We start from the raw sequence: 17,563 nt of genomic DNA on the forward strand, positions 1-17,563 counted from the left end.
GGGTTAATACCATCATTTCTATCGCGATTGGGTTGTCAACGCGATGAATAACAACATGCCTTATGATGAGTTTGTCATCAAACAGATCGCTGGGGATTTGCTGCCAAATGCCACTCAGAGCGACCGCATAGCCACGGGGTTCCTGCGAAACTCGATGACCAATGAAGAAGGTGGAGCCAAGCCCGAGCAGTTCCGTATCGAGGGAGTGTTCGACCGTATCGACGCGATTGGAAAGTCCATGCTGGGTCTCACCGCGCAGTGCGCGCAATGTCACACACACAAGTATGATCCTCTGACCCATGATGAATACTACGGGATGTTTGCCTTTCTGAATGGCATTGAGGAAACCTCAATTGCTGCACTCACTCTAGAACAACAACGAGCTACAGATAAACTGTTTGCTGAGATTTCTGCGATCGATCGAGAAATCACGAAGAAATCCTCCAAAGTCGATACAGCCTACAAAAAATGGCAAGAAGAAATGCTCTCGCTACCACGCACAAAGTGGCAGGCACTAGAGCTTTATCAACTAGGCGACTCCGGCCAGAAGTACTTCCCACTGCCAGATAAATCCATCATCAATATGGGCTATGCTGCCACTAAGGGCACCGAATCATTTACCTCCTCGCTGGAAATCCCAGTCGTCCGTTCGGTGCGCTTTGAGGCGATGAATGATCCTTATTTACCGATGCTAGGGCCAGGACGCTCAACCAAGGGCACTGCTGCGCTCGGTGAGTTCATCCTGCTCGCGGGAACCGACCCAGCTAAATTAGAGGATCTTAAGTTCACCAATCCGGTGGCCAGTGTGAACCCACCAGTTACCACGCTCGATCCTCTACGCTTCCCGAAAAATGCCAAACGGGATCCAGATGACCGCAAGACTGGCCCAGCAAGCTTTGCGCTAGACGGTGACAGAAAGACAGCATGGACCAACGAGCGTGACCCGGCCCGGAATAACGAGCCTGCAGTGCTCACGCTTGAGCTTGCCGAGCCACTCAAGGCGGATGCTAAACTCCATTTCAAATATCGCCTCGTTCAGCCGCACGGCGGATTCAACTCTGACGACAACCAGACATACAACTTCGGACGCGTGCGCATCTCGGTGGCTCCCACCTTGCCCAACACTCTGGATCAGATGCCGCCATTGGTGCTGGAAGCGTTGCTGACAGACCCGAAGAAACGCACCACCGAGCAGTCAGCCCGGATGTTCGCTCATTGGCGCGAAAACAACCCCAAGTTTGCTGCCGAAACAAAACAGATCGAGAGTATTTACAGCAAGGTCCCCGAGCCTACCTGGGCGCTGGTAGCTGCGGAAACTGCCAAATCTCGCGAGACCCGACTGTTCGACCGTGGCGAGCAGACGCACCCCAAGCATTTGGTGAAGCCGCACGTCCCCGGATTTTTACATCCACTGCCGGAGGGAGATCCAGAGTCCCGCCTAACCTTTGCAAAATGGATCGTAGACCCCGCGTCTCCGGTTGCCGCCCGCGTTATGGTTAACCGTATATGGCAGGCCTACTTTGGGATCGGACTTCTGGAAACTTCAGAGGACTTTGGCCATCAGGCTGCTGCAACCTCGCACCCTAAGTTGCTAGACTGGCTTGCCGTCGAGTTCATGGAGAGCGGCTGGGACATGAAGCGTATCCATTACCTCATCACCACCAGTGCGACCTACCGCCAGAGCTCGCTCGTCAGCCCGGCCTTGCAGGATCGCGATCCCAAAAACCGCTTACTGGCACGTGCCTCGCGCTTCCGAGTCCCTGCGGAAACCGTGCGTGACATCCAACTCGTTAGCTCCGGCCTGCTCAATCCCCAGCTTGGCGGACGCAGTGTCTTCCCCCCGGCTCCTAGATACCTTTTCGAGCGACCTGTCTCCTACGGCCCTAAGACCTGGCTTGTGGAAGAAGATTCGCAGAGATACCGCCGCGCGCTCTACACCTTCCGCTTCCGTTCTGTCCCCTACCCAATGCTGACGACCTTTGACGCACCGAGCGGTGCGATTTCCTGTGTCCGCAGGACGCTTTCCACGACTCCACTGCAGGCGCTAGTGACACTCAACGAGCAAGTCTCGCTAGAAGCCGCGCTTGGTCTCGCCCATAGGATGCTCACCGACGAAGGAAGCTTGGAGCAAAAGCTCAGCCGCGCCTTCGAGCGCTGCACATCGAGGACACCTGATGCCGAAGAAGTCGCAGCCTTGGTTTCTGTCTATAAGGCAAACCTCACTCCCGATTCCGAGCAGGCGAAGTTATTCAAGAAGACCTACAACCCGGTCACACTAGATCTCTCAGCGCATCCTATAGAGAAACTTTTCGCCGCAGCCACCGTTGCACGGACCCTTCTCAATTTAGACGAAACCATCACCAAGAACTAATCTATGTTTCCCAATTCTACACTCAACGACACCCAGCGCTCCTTTTCTCGCCGATGGTTCATGAAGGACTGCGGTCTCAGCCTTGGTTCCGTCGCGCTTACAACCATGTTAGGAAAAGGTGCCGCCTCTGCATCCCAGGTAATAGCAAACCCGCAGGCTCCTAAAGCTCCTCATTTTCCCGCCAAAGCGAAGAACGTCATCTTTCTCTATATGGGTGGTGCGCCGAGCCATCTCGATCTGTTCGACAACAAACCGGAACTGCGTCGCATGGATGGCACAGTCCCCCCTCCCGAGCTTCTTAAGGGCTACCAATCTGCGTTCATCCGACCAAACAACAAGTTGCTCGGCTCGAAATTTGAATTCAAGCGCTACGGCAATTGCGGTATGGAAATGGCCGACATCCTGCCCCACATCGGCTCCTGCGCAGATGACATCTCGCTGATCCGCTCAATGCAGACCGATGCGTTCAACCACGCCCCAGCGCAGATCCTCATGTCCACCGGTTCACAGCAGTTCGGGCGTCCGTCACTCGGCTCGTGGGTTTCCTATGGTCTAGGCTCGGAAAACCAGAACCTTCCTAGCTTCGTCGTCATGTCATCAGGTACTAAGGGCCCCTCCGCCGGTAACTCTAACTGGTCCTCGGGTTTCCTACCCAGCGTGCATGATGGTGTCACATTTAACTCCACCGGTGAGCCAGTCCTCTACCTTTCTAACCCAAAAGGCATTACCAGAAAGCAGCAACGTGACACGATTGATGCAGTCAACTTCTTCAACGACAAACGATTAAAGTCGGTAGGTGACCCTGAAATTAATTCCCGCTTGGCCGCCTTTGAAATGGCATTCCGCATGCAGGACGTCGCTCCAGAAGTGACCGACATCTCGCTAGAATCAGAGAAAACAATAGAAATGTACGGGGCGGAACCCGGCAAAGCATCCTTTGCAAATAATTGCCTGCTCGCCCGTCGCCTGGTCGAGCGCGGGGTGCGTTTCGTCGAGCTTTTCCATGAATCATGGGACCAGCACGGAAACCTCGAGAAAGACCTCAAGAAAAACTGCAAGGATGTCGACAAAGCCTGCGCTGCACTAGTCAAAGACCTGAAACAACGAGGACTGTTAGATGAAACCCTGATCGTCTGGGGTGGCGAGTTCGGCCGTACTCCTATGGTCCAAGGCGGCAACGATGGTCGCGACCACCACCCTAACGCCTTCAGTATGTGGATGGCTGGCGGCGGAGTCAAAGGCGGTATGGAACTCGGCAAGACCGATGACCTCGGCTTCAACGCAGTCGAAGACAAAGTGCACGTCCACGACCTCAACGCCACGATTCTCCATCTTCTTGGTTTCGATCACACCAAACTAACCACCCGATCTCAAGGCCGAGACTTCCGCCTCACCGATGTACACGGCAATGTGGTGAACAAGATTCTAGTGTGATTAATTAAGTGGTTGAACGTAGTGCGACCGCCTAGGTCGCCCCAAACCATTCCGGCGAAGCCGCTAGAATCCGTTATTAGGTTTTAGCTTCGCCTCGATAATTAAAGCGACCGAGACGGTCGCGCTAGTGGAAGTCATCCGCTAAACCACGGTATCAATCAAAAGCGGATACGGCCGCAGAATAAACTCATCTCTCTTGGCTGATGTTGGGGGGGGATAGGGAGTTGGTCATCTCAAGAGTTTGTATGCCTGTGCCGATGTCATTGCTGGCGGTAGGGTTTCGGGGGTGAGCTTGGCGCGTTCGGCCTCGGCTTCTTTCGCGTTATATTGTGGATTGGCTGGTAGTGATTTGACGGCGCCAAAGCGCTCGTAGCTGGCATCAAGTTCTTTACGCATCATCTCGTAAACCTTAGGCCGGGTCTTCGATAGGTCTTTGGATTCACCGATATCCTCCTTGAGATTGTAGAGTTCATAGCCGTTGTCCTCATAGCGATGGTGGATTTTCCAGTCACCACGGCGCAGGACTGTGCGCGGGCATCTGGCTGGGTTTTTAGGGCTATTGTAGGAAGGGAAGTTCCAAAATAGGTTGCGCTCTCCTAATGCTTTACCAGCAAAGAATACTTCGCTTAAATCCTCACCATCGACCTTGTCTGCATCGCTCGGCTTCACTCCCATGAACGAGCAAATCGTCGGGTAAAAATCGATACCGGAAATGGGCTCGTCCGAGCGCTTACCTTCCGCCACCTTGCCTGGCATTGAGGCAATCATCGGCACCCGAATACCGCCCTCGTAGAGCTCACACTTTTCTCCCCGCAGTGGTTTTTGACTGGTGTATTGGCTGACGCCTCCATTGTCTGAAATAAACAGAACGAGGGTATTTTCGCGCAGTCCTAGAGATTCAAGCTTATTGATGATAGCGCCCACCGAACGATCGGTTTCTTCAATCATGGCGGCGTAGACTGGATTGCTGTGACCCTGCAGATCTTGACCCGCATTTTTCATAGCGGCGATCTTGCGCTGGTACTTGGCAACCACCTCTTTTGGTGCAGTCAGTGTCGCTCCTTCTTTATTTTTGATTTGGTCATGTGGCAGGTAGGTCGAAAAGTAGAGAAAGAACCTTTCCTTCTGGTGGCGTTCGAGAAAGTCGACACCTGCTGCTCTAACATAGGGCGGTAAATAGGATCCAGCTGGAACATTCTTCGGTAGGAACGGAAGCTTGAATGGAGCGAAATAATCGATCGGCAATCCAAGGTAGCCACCTAGGTAGCCTTCCTTAAAACCGTTCGAGGGAGATGCCCCCCCGACGTGCCATTTGCCAACGGCTCCGTTGGCTATGCCAGCTGCTGTCAGCACGGTCCCGAGCGTTGGGAAATCCTTTGGCATGAATTGGTTATTCTTTAGCGGAGTCACCTTCCAGTGCTCTTTTTTACCGCGATTTCTAACCACCGTATAAACTCCGTGCCGTGAGGGCTGTGAACCACTTAGCATGCAAGATCTAGACGGCGTGCAGATATTAGCCGCCGCGTAGGCGCTGGTGTAGAGCGTGCCAGTTTTCGCGAGAGCATCAATATGCGGCGTCTCATAAACTGGGCTGCCCATGCATCCGAGATCGCGCCAACCCATGTCATCAACGTGGATAATCACCACGTTCGATGGTTTTGCGCTTGTGACGGCTGCGGAAATACTCTGAGCCACCAACAGACACGCTGCACTGGCTATAATAAAAAATTCTCTTTTCATAATTAATGTTTACCGCCTTTTAGCAGTAGGTTGTTCAACTCTATTTTTCACCAGCCTCTTCAGTTGCTTCAGAGCTGATGAAGTAAAATGCTGGGCGCCTCCTTGATTATTCTAGACTCACCCTCAGTCACGGTGCTCGCACCGCGGCTTCGTAGTGTCTTGGCTCATCAAGGAATCACTCCAGCATGTGTTTCTTTTCTAATTTCGAGTGGTATGAGCCTTATTCTGGACGGTGGCGCTCAAGCAACTTCTGAGTCGCTTTCACACCTTCCACTGGTGACATTTTCTCGCCCTCGTATTCGATCGAGATAATTTTCTTATATTCGACATCATTGATACTTCTGATGAGTCGGAAATAACTAAGGCTCTTCTCGTCACCCTCTTCATTGAATCCCCAGCTCTTGGCTGAAACTGACTCTGAGTATGGCAGCATAGCCACCGTGCCACAGTATGGATCGGATAGCTTACCGAAGTCCGGCATCAAGCGGCAAGCTGGATGTTTCATTGTCCGCGCGAGAGCCGCGAGGAAATGCCCGTTTCTAGCCCAAGTTGACGCACCAGGTTCGATAACCAGCATCACGCCTTTTTGCTTCGCGTAATCGGCAAGTGGAGTCAGGGCTTCGATCGAGTTAGTGATCGCCACCTTGCGCTTCCCACCGTCGGGAGCCTTCAGGAAAACACGCACGAACTTGGAACCAAGGATCTCAGCATGGTCCACATACTGGCGAAATGCATCTCCACCCTTCTTGCGCTCCTCGGCTGTTTCACCCGTAGCATCCACCGCACCAGCCATCACAAGGAAAATGTTTGTTCCTGCTGCGTCTGAGCGCTTTTTCAGCTCTTTGTAAAAATTGAGATCGTTTCTCTTATCTACCGGGAACCCACCGTCCCAGATATCAATCTCGGTGATGCCAAATGTCTTTTTCGCAAATGCAGGATAGTCCAACGGCTTCAAACTCCCGTCTTTAAACAAATGACGCAGCGAATACATCGACAAGCCAATCGTGTAGCTCTCCTGCTTTTGCTTTTTCTCCTCCGCCGCCAGAGCTGGGACAGATGCTCCTGTTATCATTACTCCTAACAATAGGCCGGTGAATGTCTGTCGAATGCGTGTTATCTTATTCATTATTTTGTGATTCTTTGGTCAATAAAGTCGCTTGAAACTTTCTATACAAAGCCACAAACCGCAATAACATATTTTTTGAAATACGGGCCACCAGCATCCACGTTGCTTTACGAACTGATAATTTATCGGCCCCCGATGTTATACTCAGGTCTACTCAGGTTGTTTGGTGCGCAGAGATCTCATATTTGCTTAGGTTGGGACTTATCGGCACCTCCGGCAACTACCGACGATGCTGTTTTGTATGTTTAGGTTGAAAATTTGTAAGTGAAGCTTAGATGATTAAAATAGAACCCTACGGGCAGGAAAGTAAACCTGCATCATCATCGCTAGTTGGCGGAGCTACCCTTATAAAACTTCGGGAACAGAGGTCAATTTTCAAAATCCTGTAGAGTTCTAACATTTATTCATGAAATAGAGTTTGCTGAGGGACACAATTTACCCAAAGATACCAAGTAACTACAACGAGATGAATCAACCTGAACCACATCCCAAAAGACGACGTCGCCGCCCGGCCTCGTCGTCACCGAACTCCAGTGCCAATCCCGCGGAGGCTGGCCAGCAAAAAAAAACTCAGCTTATGGGGCCGACGAAAGCCGATACAGCTCTCTTACCCGCCTTCCTAGGACTTTCTCCAGACCAAATTTACGTGCCTGGGACCCGAGCTGAATGCAACAATGCCGTCGATGAAATTCTCGCCGCTGGGATTGGCGGGTTTGACACCGAAGCCAAGCCAATTTTCCGAAAAGGACAGAAATGTGACGGCCCCCACGTCGTGCAATTCGCACTCACCGACAAAGCCTTCATCTTCCAGCTTCATCGGAGTGAGTGTGAGAAAGCCGCCGCTGATCTCATCGCCTCAAAGCAGGTCCTCAAGGTGGGCTTCGGCTTGAAGAACGATCACGCACAGATCCGCAGGCGATTTGGAATCGCCCTCAACCACGTCCTCGACCTCGACCAAGTCTTCCGCGAGATGGGCTACCGCGGACAGATCGGCGTCCGTGGAGCCATGGGAGTTATACTCCAGCAATGCTTCAAGAAATCCAAATCAACCACCACCAGTAACTGGGCGCTTCGCGAACTCACCCCACGGCAATTACTCTACGCCGCCAACGACTCCTTCGCCGCCCTGAAGATCATGGAAGCACTGCAAGCTGAAGGCCAACTCGAGCAGTGAATCTGGATCAAGGGATTGGCTTCAAGTTCTGACCCGGATACAGCATAGCTCCTCATAGAGAATTCTCTATTTTCAAGCCGATTATAAACAACGAGATTAGTCAATCTCCAGCTCAATCAGCTCAATTAGTCTTGGTGTTTTCGCGCAGCTCTTTACCTATTTTGGGATTCTGACTCATCCACTTTCGGACGTCAAAGGCCATGTCCCCACCTTCTTCTTTTGAAATAAAGCGAGCCCCTACGTGGGCGAGTGCCTCGGCACGCAGAGTAGGGTCATCGATGGTCGCTGCCATATCCATGGCTCTTGCCGGTTCCTTTTCGGAAATTGTCGCCACACTGGTGGCAACGGCGATGTCCCTCTGATGCGAGGGCGGGAGAGTATTGGCCCATTCAGCCAACTTCTTCTGCTGCTCTGGCTTCCACGACCACGCGGAGACAATGCTGCGGATAGCGGCGTCACGCGCTTCGCCAGCAGGAAGTTTCTCCAGCCAAGCTGCTGCTTTCCCTATACCCTCATCCTTCTCGCCATCTTCAGTGAGCCACCCGGCGGTCCATCCCGCGGCATGAACGAGCAATACAGATTCAGCGGATGTTTTATCGTCGCTGTTCAAGCGCATAGCGACAAAATCCGCGACGGCTGGCAAGCCCTGTCCTCTCCACCCCTTCCATCCTCCTAACGCTGCTTTAAGGGCGGCAAGGCGTTGATCTGGAGCGGCAAGGCTGATCGCTTGATCGTATGCCTTCGCGCCTTTCAGTTCGCCGTAATTTTGAGCCAAAGTTTCCACCAGCTTGAGGCTATGGAAAGGAACGCTGGAATCACCGTCGAGTTGCGCGCGCTCCCACAATCGGATGGCAGCCGCTTGCGAGGCTTCTGGATCCCGGTATGGCCACTCAGTGAATAGCTCGTTCAAAGCTTGCTCACGCACCCTGCTAGATTTGAGGGCGATCATTACCTCGAAGGCTCCCGTTGGATCGTGTGGAATCCAGGTGTCGATCGACCTCTGGTAACTGCCCGACGGCTCGTAGGACGGATTCGATGGAAAGATACTAGGTTTAGGCTCCCAGCGTGTCAGGTCGGCTAGGGCGAAGCGGTCAGCGAATAGGAGGGCCTTCACCGGGTCCGCTTCGGCGATCCCAGCAAGAAGTGCCCGCGCCTCAGCATGGGAATTATCCGACAATTCTTTTTCCGAAGGACTAAAGCTCTCGGCGGCTCCGTCAGGATCTGTTCTGCCCCAACCAGTGAGCACCGGAGTTCGGTCACGGAGCAGAGACTCGGCGCCGAGATAGGCAAGTGCTTTTCGCGGTGCAAGCTCCCCCCAGCGGCTTAGAAATTCTTTACGAATGCTCATGTCCGGCCGGCGCTCGGCGAGTTGCATGACTGGGGCTGCCAGAGTTTTCATTTCAGCAGCTTTGGCGTCCGCAAAAGCCGCCCTCACCGCCCTCGACCTCTGCTCGGCGTCGATGATCTCACCCGCCTCTACAAGCTTGCTAAGAACCTGACTGGCAACTGGCTTGTCTGAGGAGACGGAAGTTTCTCCCGTCGGCATCGCGAACCAGCCGATGGTGACTCCCGCTATAAGAGCTAAGATTCCTGTCGCGATTTTATTCATCGTCGCTTCCTCCTTTGTCGTTATTTTTTCGTATGAGTTCCAGCCGCAGTTCAGCAGCCAGCTCCGGGTGGCCGACCGACCAAGCGTCGAAATCAAAACTCACTGAATCACTTTGCTTTTTCTTAGGAAAAATATGTTTGGCGAGAGACTCGAAACAAAGGCGGCGCGAGCGAGGGTTGCCTATAGTAGCAGCCCACCTCAAGGCTCAGCTTGGATCATCATGATCTTCCAATTTGTGAACGAGCCAGTAAGTGGCATCGTCCCGACCCTTGGAGGGAGGCAGTGATGCGAGCCATTCCATCACAGGTGCGTACTCCCGCTTCTGGGCTTTTTGGAAAACCTTCTCATTCACCCAGCCATCGGGCGAGGCTTCTTTCCGGGCAATCTGCAAAGCCTGATCGAGCCGAGTGTCCGCAGCAGTTTTGATACCCGCCTCCCGCAATCGACCAGCGGGCAAAGCCTCTACCCAGGCGATCGCTTGTTTGAAATCGCGTTGTGCTAGGTTCTTGCTGACCAAGCGTGCGGCAAAGTTAGGGAAGTCGGGACCGCCGGGATCTTCGAAGGAGTGATTGGCAATCCCCGCTGCGGCGAAGCTGGCCGCTTCCTCAAGATCGAAAATGAGCCAACCGGCGAGCGCTCCACCGAGCGCTGCGGAACGCTTGTTTTTATTCTTAATTGCGGCAGCTCTGTCCCAGGCAGCCTTTCCTTCTAATATAGCGAGTGAGGCGGCAGCTTCGCTGATCAGTTCCAATCTGTCGTGGGATCCTCCGCGGTCCGTATAGCAGAAACGATCAGGAAGAGGATAGTTACTATCCTCCTCGTCAACTTCGATTATTTCGGCTTCCTCGGAGGGGTCACTTTCCGCGAATGGGTCGGCATTAATAGAAGATCCATCTGAATACACATATGCTACGTATTTGGGTAATTCGATGATTCTCTCGAAGGCCTCTCGTGGGTGGCGAAGAAGGTAAGCCTGCATCGCCGTGTGGGTGGTGGACTCGCGCAGGCCGCGGTCGGTGATCTTAGCGAGCGCAAGTTGCGCGGCATCCGGGTCTCGTATCATCCAGTTGGAAAAAAGGGCGTTTAGCGAGGCTTGCTGCAAGTAGTCGTATCGGAGTGTTAACATTCCCTTTAGCGCACCTTCCGGATCCCGGTGAATCCACGAGTAGAGAGCCAGCCCGAAGGTGTCGTATGGACGTTCGACCGGGACATATTCAAGCAGGTCCAAGCTGGCGGAATAGCGGGCACGGATCTCGTCGCGGTTTTCAGGAGTGAAGTTATAATCACTGCCAATTTCCTGTGCATCGGCAAAACGGAGTGCTTGGTGGGATCCACCGCGCAGAGTCCATCAAGAATGGCGTCTTGCAGTTCGCGTGAATACTGACTTTCGAGTTTTGGATCGTAGGCTGCCACCGCGGCATCGGGATCGGTCCGCGCCCATCCGGTCCAGACGGCTCCATCTAGCCCAGCCCAGTATGACTTGTGGCTCTTGAGGGATTTCAGCGCCTCGAGCGGCGCGAGCTCGCCCCAACGACCGTAGAACTCGTCGCAGAGAATCCAGCCTCCGCGTCCGCCTTCTTTCTCGGAGAATTCTCCAGTAAACTTTTCGACCCGCGCCACAAGAGGCGTAAGCTCGGCCAATTCGAGATTCGCAAAAACGGCGCGTGCGGCCCACCTTTGTTGCTCTTCGTCGCTATGCTTCAGAGCAGTCGAGAACTGTTCCTCGTAAGTTCCGGCTGAGGGTTCAGCAATCGCAACTTCCACCAGGGCGTTTCCACGGTCAATGGTTCGCAGGGTGATTCCAATGCCGATTCCGCAGACAAGCAAGATAATCACATTTCTAGCAATTCGTTTTTTGAGTGAGGTGGCTGAGTGCATCGTGCTGGCGGTGAAACGACCCATTTTCGTGCCTTTCACTAATTTGGGATTTTAGTCCCCTTCCCCGCCGTGCCAAGGAGATTTTTCGCAGCAGTGTATTTTGAAATACGGAGGTAAATGGAGTATCTGTGGGATCGAGAACTAGAGTGCGCTTATCGCCGGTATCGTCGCCGTCAAACAGAACCTCACAGCGTTATTAGTCTGTCTAATAATTCGAACTGTTCAAATGGAATGTGTGAACACGAAGGCATGAACAGAGGGAGTTCAAGGCGAAAATCCTACATTTCTATGCCTGCCCGTTGTCCTCGTGGCTCTACTGGTCCAGCCATTCCTTGACGAATTGTTGCCAACTCTCCTGCGCTTCATCATTCTTGCCAAATTGAGACCACAGCTTGGTCTCTTGATACGCACTCCCCGCTAGCGGCAAGCGACGGTTGGCTGGCTTGCGATTGACCAGCAAGGGGTCTTTATCTGGTGGACATGCTTCCTGTAGATTTTTGATAAGCTTGAGGATGTAGGGACCCACAAACCATGGCGTCTCATTCTCGCCCTTGTTTCGGTAATACCTTGGTGCCATGTATTCGATCACCGGTTTGTCATCCGTATTGATCGGATACTCAGCGAACAGCTCCTTCGAAGCCGTGATGTTTCCGCCATAATACAACAGCGCCGTTTGTCGATTGAGGGTGGTGTAAATGTCGTCTTGCCCATTGCTCTGGAGAAAACGCATCTTCGCCTCCGAATCGTCGATATCACATGCTGCCAGCGGTGCGTCACCATTGTGCCCCACATAGGCAATCACCTCATCAAATGGTGCAAAGTCACAGCGCCAGAGCGAAACCTGATCAAACACCTCCAGCATCGTTCGGCCAATCACGTGGAATTCGAAATCCGTCACCTGATAAGCAGGCAACCATTGGACGAAGATCCCGTCCGGATTGAGACGATTTTTCACACTTACAAAATGTTCTTTGGTATACAGGCTGCCGGCACTTGAACGGTGGGGAACGAATAGATCCGCGTCGATCACATCAAACTTCTCCTTGGTAGCCATCAGATAATGCCGACCATCTTCTACCAGAACCGTGGAGCGCGGATCTGTAAAAAGGCCGTTGGTGAGATCCACCCCATCCACATCGGTCATGTACTCTTTGGAGGCGGTGATCACATGGGGTGACAGCTCGCAGGTGACCACCCGCTCCACCTGAGGAAAGCGATCAGACAGAGCTGCACCCGCACTGATTCCCGTTCCCATTCCCAGAAAAAAGACCGACTTCGCATCGGGCTTGAGCATCAGCGGGATTTCAGCCTGACAAGCTTGCCTGATGCGACCCTTCGTCGACCCTAAACCGTAGTCGGAGTTAATTTTGATAGATAGCCCGTCGTTGCCTCGCACCACCGAAACCGTGCAATCGCTCCCCTCCCATGCTTTCAGGGTCACTTCATCCTCGCGCCCCTCGAGCCCACCAGTCACCGGCAGTTGGGACGGGTTGAGCGCCGTGAACAACAGAATCAGCCCGGCAACGCTGGCACTCTTTATCACAATGCCCGCGCGACCGCGAACCGCCGGCATCCCTACCGCCATCAGAAAGTAGATGCCACCGATGATCTGCATGGAACGCCACATGCCGAATAGCTCGAGAAACAGAAACGCACAGACCATCGAACCGAGGACCGCTCCAATGGTGTTGATCGTCGCGAGCCGTCCCAAACTCCTGCCTGGCGAGATGGTGTATTGCTCCTCAGTCTTCAGCAGGTAAGGGAAAACCGTACCCAGCAACAAGGCCGGTGGACCAATGGTCAGCACGCATATCTTGAATATGAATAACACAAAATCCACCCACGTCGCCTTCAGTGCTTGGAACTGGAATGAATCAGTCAACGCCATGAAAACAGTGGGCGTCAGAGCGATCGCCAGCCCGCTAAGGCTAAGCAAGACCGTGAGCACAAGGTTCGGCGACCACTTGCATCGGGCAAGCACGGAACTGATCAATGATCCGCCGGCAAGGCAGGACAGCACCACAACAAGAATCGCAGCAAAGGTGTAGACCGAATTTTCTAACACTAGCGCAAACATCCGCGTCCAAAGCACCTCAAGTGACAGCACCCCAAACCCTGACATAAAGCAAATCGCCGTCAGCACGATCCGGTTCCGGTCGCGCTTCAGCACCCCAGCCGGCTCCTTCCCGCTAGACGGAGCTTCGTCTTCATTACTATTAGCATCAACCACCTGCGATGCCGAAGACGAACGGGAAATCAGAATCGCCAGAACCGCGATGATCAACGTGATCCCGATGGCGGTGAAACAAGTCCCCCGAAACCCAAACCAGAGCGGCATGAAAAAACCGGCCAGCAATGCGCCAAGCGTCGCTCCCAGTGTATTGATTCCATAAAGCAATGCCGAGGTCGATCCGAACTGGGACTTGATCCGGATCGCGTGTTGCCCGATCACTGGTATGGTCCCGCCCATGCAAAATGCAGGTGGAAAAATCAGCACCAGCGCCAGCAGGAATTTGACCAATAAAAGCCAAGCGCCCGAATGCACACTTTGATACAACTCAGGATAAATAACGTGGTAGCCCTTCATCACCACAAAGTACAGCAGCGCTGTGGTGGCAATCCCCAGCTCCAGCCCAGCATAGATGCGCAGCGGCTTTCGGCTTTGAGCTGAGCGCTTTCCCCAGAACCAACTGCCGACAGCTAAACCCGCAAAGAATGCCGCCAATGTCACCCCAGCAGCATGCGATGTGTTACCAAACAACAAGCCCAGCTGCTTCATCCACAGAACCTGATAGATTAGGGCGCAAAAACCTGAGAGAAAAACGAGAAGATAAATGATCATTGAAATGGGTTCGGTCGCAGCATTCGCCGATGATTCAAACTAACTGCTAGAAATTTGCTATATAAGTGGCGTCCTTGAGGCTGCGGTTGAGATGGGCTTGATTATGTGGACACTGACCATTGATCTAAGCTCAAGCAAGGGGAAAATCCCCACAAGCACATGCACGCGAACGCAGTTTCTCCGAGCCGATTTATTGATGAAATCTCAGCCCTTTATCCGCAAAAATTACGCGCCTATAATTTCATCCATTCACCGCTCATGGAAAAGTGACCGTTGAGATATTTCCAAGTAAACCCAGGAATCAGCGCCCTCATCTCATCTATTGTCCGTTCCGTGGATTCTTTGCCACGTAGCGCGACCGTCCCGGTCGCTCAAAAAAACCCAGCAAAGCTGCTAACCCACAGCCCCCACCGCCAAACTCCAACTCCCCCAACAAGCCCTCTACTAGTGCTTGTCCCCCAAAACAGATCTGTCATTTTTCACATGCCGCGGTGTTCTGGAAAAGAGCAGGTAAACCTAGGCTGAATTACAGGATTTCTAAAATTGGACAGAGTGAAGAGCTTTGGAAACTGAGCCATGCGTTTTGGATCACCCATCCATCATAGAAAAGTGACAGTGGAGGTATTCCCTGTAAACAAAAGGATCGGAGTCTTCAGGTCACATATTGTCTGTTCTCTCAGGTCGCACCTAGGACGCTCATTCAAAGTCGCCAGCAAAGGCAAACCCGTAAAGCAGCTCATCAGCTAGCTTGTCATTTAAAGTTGAGACAGTAGTAACTTGTTTCGATAGTTGTTAAGAATTGGCAGTTGAGGCAACTACAATATCCTGCTTAGATACCACCACACCACCGGGTTGCTCTAGAGTAATGACAAAAGCTTTGGGCGCTGTGACAATTAGAGGGTTATTGATGGGGATGACCATGGGTTCCCCACCGGATGGTATGTCGAAGACTCCCCCATCCACTGGCTTCTCATCACGGGTCGGGTCAACAATCCATAGTTGGTATTGATTTATCTTAGGATCATTTGACGCAAGGTTTGTAAAAGTCATATATCCTTCCTGGAGTTTATCACTCCATACCACCTTACCGGCCATTCCTTCATATTGCTTCCCCCCACTGAATTCTAGTTCAACTATGTCAGTTGCTTGGTTGATGAGTTTGTCCCTAGCTTCCATTGCTGGAATAGGGGATGCAGCAATAGCTGGGTCAGGAGTTTTTTGGGAATTAGGTAAGACTGCATTTATGACTAATAGAATAGCGAGCGCTGCGGCTACTGCCCAAGCAGTCTGAGGTGCAGCAAATACTTTGTTCCAAATTGACGGCCTTATAATAGTATCTTCGGACTGGGTTTCTTCATTTGCCTCATTGATAAATTGAGCTTTTCCCAAGTGTAAGGCCGCTAGTAGGTTTTCAGGAACGACGGCGCCCTGATACTGGAGAAACTCGGTTTCTATGGCCGAAGCTGTGAGCTCTAGCGAGATGTCGTTCTCACTGCTAAATAGCTTGGAAAGATCTTTCCATTCCTTTATCTCAGCGGCAACTAAGTCACCGAGAATGTATCCAGCTTCGAGCTCTTCGTAGCGTTGATGATTATGTTGATCGCTCATTAGTTGGCTGAGGTTAAGGGTTGAACTACGTCGAGATGGCGTAGTTTGTTTCGTACTTCGATTAGACCTCTTCTGAGTCGCGTCTTTACAGTTCCTAGAGGGAATCCGGATTTTTGGGCGATTTCGGAGTGTGTCATTCCTTCATCAAAGTATTGATAAAAAATGTTCTGAGTTTCTGGAGGGAGTTCTTTAATTGCTGATCGGATATCTTCACCTTCGCAGGAGATTGGGATTGAAGGAGTTTCTATTGCATGATCCATCGATTCAACTTCGGGAAGTGACTCAAATTGAGGTTGTCTGCTTTGTTTGCGAACAAAGTCAATAGATCTTCTCCGTGCAAGCATGCCGATAAAAGTGCACTCTGTAGAAATATCTGGGTCGAAGCGATCAGCGACTTTCCAGAGTTCTGTGAAAATTTCCTGAACGAGATCTTCAGCGGAAGATTGATTCTTCACATAACGTTTGGCAATAGTCCACACTAGGCCACTATATTTATCTATACAGTGATTCATAGCAAGTTCAATGCCTTGAGCTACGTCTTTGAGGACCTCACCGCCAGAGGCGTATGAATTTTTTTTCTATCACCTGAGTAGAGTACAAAGTGGTTAGAGTGGGTCAATATTTATCTCCGTCGCCACGAAAGTGTGGCAACGGAGAGACTGAGGTGGATGCTTTCTTACTTAGCTGGTGGTAGGATGACTGTGTCGATGACGTGGATCACACCATTGGTACAATCGATATCAGCCTTGATAACTTTGGCGGTAGAATTAAGTGTTAGGGATTTACCTTTCACAGCTAGAGCGATATCTTTTTTGTTTAGGGCTGTAGCTTTATCTAGGGTTACAGCTGTTTTAGCCATGACCTTGCCCGAGACAACATGGTAAGTGAGAATTTCAACGAGCTTATCTTTATTCTCTTTTTTCAAGAGGTTTTCGACTGTTCCTTTTTCCAGTTTAGCAAATGCTTCGTCAGTGGGGGCAAAAACTGTAAACGGGCCATCACCTTTCAAGGCGTCAATTAAACCCGCGGCCTGGAGTGCGGCAGCGAGAGTCTTAAATGAGCCAGCGGCTACTGCTGTATCTACGATGTCTTTCTTAGCGGTAGCTACGGCAGAATTGTTGGCAGATTTAGCATCATCCGCAAATACTGGTGTGGCGAGAGCGAAAAGACCGAGTGCGATTGTAGTAGTAATGTGTTTCATAGTATTTCTATTTAATATTTTGTGTTTTGTTAATCGACCCTCAGTTGGGGTCTTCATTGTAGTATTCGACGATTTTTCGAATTCGGATTCAAGAAATGCTAATTTTTTCAAAAAAGTGCATTTTCTGTAAATGACGCTCCAGTATACGGCACTATTTAAGCATTATTTAATAATGCCATATTTGTAGTCAGTAAAATACCAATCGATGGCGTTTGGACGTCGTCCGCCAGGCAGGCGCCGCACCGTGACGGCAAAGAAGTCACGTTCACCAAGAATTTCATCGGGACCAGACTTGCTGAAAAACAACAACTCGCGAAGATGAGTCTTCAGGTCACATATTGTCTGTTCCCTAGGTCGCTAGGTCGAAATACCGCGATGGCACAATCTACTTGAAAATTGGATATTCCTTGTTGGCTGTTGGATATTCTATTGGATAGTAAAACCCACGCCCATTGATAGGGAGAGGGGTTGAGAGATAGTTGGTTTTCCGAAAAAGGCGAATATCCCTCGCTCGCTAGACCAAATAATCAGTTACCATCTCAAGGATTCTATGTCTCATAGGTTAACGGGCAATCAGCAG

12 protein-coding genes and 1 pseudogene are annotated in these 17,563 nt (G+C 51.6%); 4 read left to right on the plus strand and 9 right to left on the minus strand.

Annotated features, from left to right (window positions below):
• Window positions 1-28: 28 nt before the first annotated feature.
• The 3 genes and pseudogenes from BSZ32_RS19965 to BSZ32_RS01975 all read left to right on the plus strand — a co-directional run.
• Window positions 29-331 (plus strand): annotated as a pseudogene (locus tag BSZ32_RS19965) (DUF1549 domain-containing protein); the annotation flags it as partial.
• Between the two features lie 357 nt (window positions 332-688).
• On the plus strand, window positions 689-2,371 hold the full coding sequence (locus tag BSZ32_RS19970) for a DUF1553 domain-containing protein (protein ID WP_338066249.1): 1,683 nt from the start codon (window positions 689-691) through the stop codon (window positions 2,369-2,371).
• A 3-nt stretch (window positions 2,372-2,374) separates the two neighbouring features.
• Window positions 2,375-3,805 (plus strand): DUF1501 domain-containing protein, encoded by a 1,431-nt coding sequence (locus BSZ32_RS01975; RefSeq protein ID WP_105041862.1) that lies wholly within the window; start codon window positions 2,375-2,377, stop codon window positions 3,803-3,805.
• Between the two features lie 228 nt (window positions 3,806-4,033).
• Here BSZ32_RS01975 and BSZ32_RS01980 read toward each other — a convergent pair whose 3' ends face one another.
• Entirely contained in the window at window positions 4,034-5,545 is a 1,512-nt protein-coding gene (locus BSZ32_RS01980) for a sulfatase (protein ID WP_105041863.1), read from the minus strand.
• Between the two features lie 220 nt (window positions 5,546-5,765).
• Window positions 5,766-6,671 (minus strand): sugar phosphate isomerase/epimerase family protein, encoded by a 906-nt coding sequence (locus tag BSZ32_RS01985; protein WP_105041864.1) that lies wholly within the window; start codon window positions 6,669-6,671, stop codon window positions 5,766-5,768.
• A 466-nt stretch (window positions 6,672-7,137) separates the two neighbouring features.
• Between BSZ32_RS01985 and BSZ32_RS01990 the strand changes: the two genes are divergently transcribed.
• Window positions 7,138-7,845 carry a 3'-5' exonuclease gene (locus tag BSZ32_RS01990; protein ID WP_105041865.1) on the plus strand — a complete coding sequence of 236 codons (708 nt, stop codon included), beginning with the start codon at window positions 7,138-7,140 and terminating at the stop codon, window positions 7,843-7,845.
• A gap of 121 nt (window positions 7,846-7,966) precedes the next feature.
• On the opposite strand, the gene BSZ32_RS01995 is transcribed toward BSZ32_RS01990, so the two are convergent.
• The 7 genes from BSZ32_RS01995 to BSZ32_RS02030 all read right to left on the minus strand — a co-directional run bounded on the left by BSZ32_RS01995 (window position 7,967) and on the right by BSZ32_RS02030 (window position 16,983).
• Entirely contained in the window at window positions 7,967-9,454 is a 1,488-nt protein-coding gene (locus BSZ32_RS01995; RefSeq protein ID WP_105041866.1) for a hypothetical protein, read from the minus strand.
• 205 nt (window positions 9,455-9,659) lie between these two features.
• Window positions 9,660-10,580, minus strand: a complete 921-nt coding sequence (locus BSZ32_RS02005; protein WP_105041868.1) for a hypothetical protein — start codon at window positions 10,578-10,580, stop codon at window positions 9,660-9,662.
• 5 nt (window positions 10,581-10,585) lie between these two features.
• The gene (locus BSZ32_RS02010; RefSeq protein WP_129589540.1) at window positions 10,586-11,371 is read right to left on the minus strand and encodes a hypothetical protein; all 786 of its coding nucleotides are present in this window, start codon (window positions 11,369-11,371) and stop codon (window positions 10,586-10,588) included.
• Window positions 11,372-11,645: 274 nt separating this feature from the next.
• Entirely contained in the window at window positions 11,646-14,174 is a 2,529-nt protein-coding gene (locus tag BSZ32_RS02015) for a fused MFS/spermidine synthase (protein WP_105041870.1), read from the minus strand.
• Window positions 14,175-14,966: 792 nt separating this feature from the next.
• Entirely contained in the window at window positions 14,967-15,782 is an 816-nt protein-coding gene (locus BSZ32_RS02020; protein WP_105041871.1) for an anti-sigma factor, read from the minus strand.
• Entirely contained in the window at window positions 15,782-16,294 is a 513-nt protein-coding gene (locus tag BSZ32_RS02025) for an RNA polymerase sigma factor (protein ID WP_105041872.1), read from the minus strand. Before BSZ32_RS02025 ends, BSZ32_RS02020 begins: the two co-directional genes overlap by 1 nt.
• A 164-nt stretch (window positions 16,295-16,458) precedes the next feature.
• The gene (locus BSZ32_RS02030; RefSeq protein ID WP_105041873.1) at window positions 16,459-16,983 is read right to left on the minus strand and encodes a fasciclin domain-containing protein; all 525 of its coding nucleotides are present in this window, start codon (window positions 16,981-16,983) and stop codon (window positions 16,459-16,461) included.
• Window positions 16,984-17,563 lie beyond the last annotated feature (580 nt).

Origin of the sequence: Rubritalea profundi (assembly GCF_002954445.1) — a bacterium.
Classification (GTDB): Bacteria; Verrucomicrobiota; Verrucomicrobiia; order Verrucomicrobiales; family Akkermansiaceae; genus Rubritalea; species Rubritalea profundi.

Excerpts from the sequence above, each read along its gene's own strand:
- BSZ32_RS19970 (WP_338066249.1), top strand. The coding sequence starts at position 689 with ATGCTAGGGCCAGGACGCTCAACCAAGGGCACTGCTGCGCTCGGTGAG.
- BSZ32_RS01975 (WP_105041862.1), top strand. The coding sequence starts at position 2,375 with ATGTTTCCCAATTCTACACTCAACGACACCCAGCGCTCCTTTTCTCGC.
- BSZ32_RS01980 (WP_105041863.1), bottom strand. The coding sequence starts at position 5,545 with ATGAAAAGAGAATTTTTTATTATAGCCAGTGCAGCGTGTCTGTTGGTG.
- BSZ32_RS01985 (WP_105041864.1), bottom strand. The coding sequence starts at position 6,671 with ATGAATAAGATAACACGCATTCGACAGACATTCACCGGCCTATTGTTA.
- BSZ32_RS01990 (WP_105041865.1), top strand. The coding sequence starts at position 7,138 with ATGAATCAACCTGAACCACATCCCAAAAGACGACGTCGCCGCCCGGCC.
- BSZ32_RS01995 (WP_105041866.1), bottom strand. The coding sequence starts at position 9,454 with ATGAATAAAATCGCGACAGGAATCTTAGCTCTTATAGCGGGAGTCACC.
- BSZ32_RS02005 (WP_105041868.1), bottom strand. The coding sequence starts at position 10,580 with ATGTTAACACTCCGATACGACTACTTGCAGCAAGCCTCGCTAAACGCC.
- BSZ32_RS02015 (WP_105041870.1), bottom strand. The coding sequence starts at position 14,174 with ATGATCATTTATCTTCTCGTTTTTCTCTCAGGTTTTTGCGCCCTAATC.
- BSZ32_RS02020 (WP_105041871.1), bottom strand. The coding sequence starts at position 15,782 with ATGAGCGATCAACATAATCATCAACGCTACGAAGAGCTCGAAGCTGGA.
- BSZ32_RS02025 (WP_105041872.1), bottom strand. The coding sequence starts at position 16,294 with ATGAATCACTGTATAGATAAATATAGTGGCCTAGTGTGGACTATTGCC.
- BSZ32_RS02030 (WP_105041873.1), bottom strand. The coding sequence starts at position 16,983 with ATGAAACACATTACTACTACAATCGCACTCGGTCTTTTCGCTCTCGCC.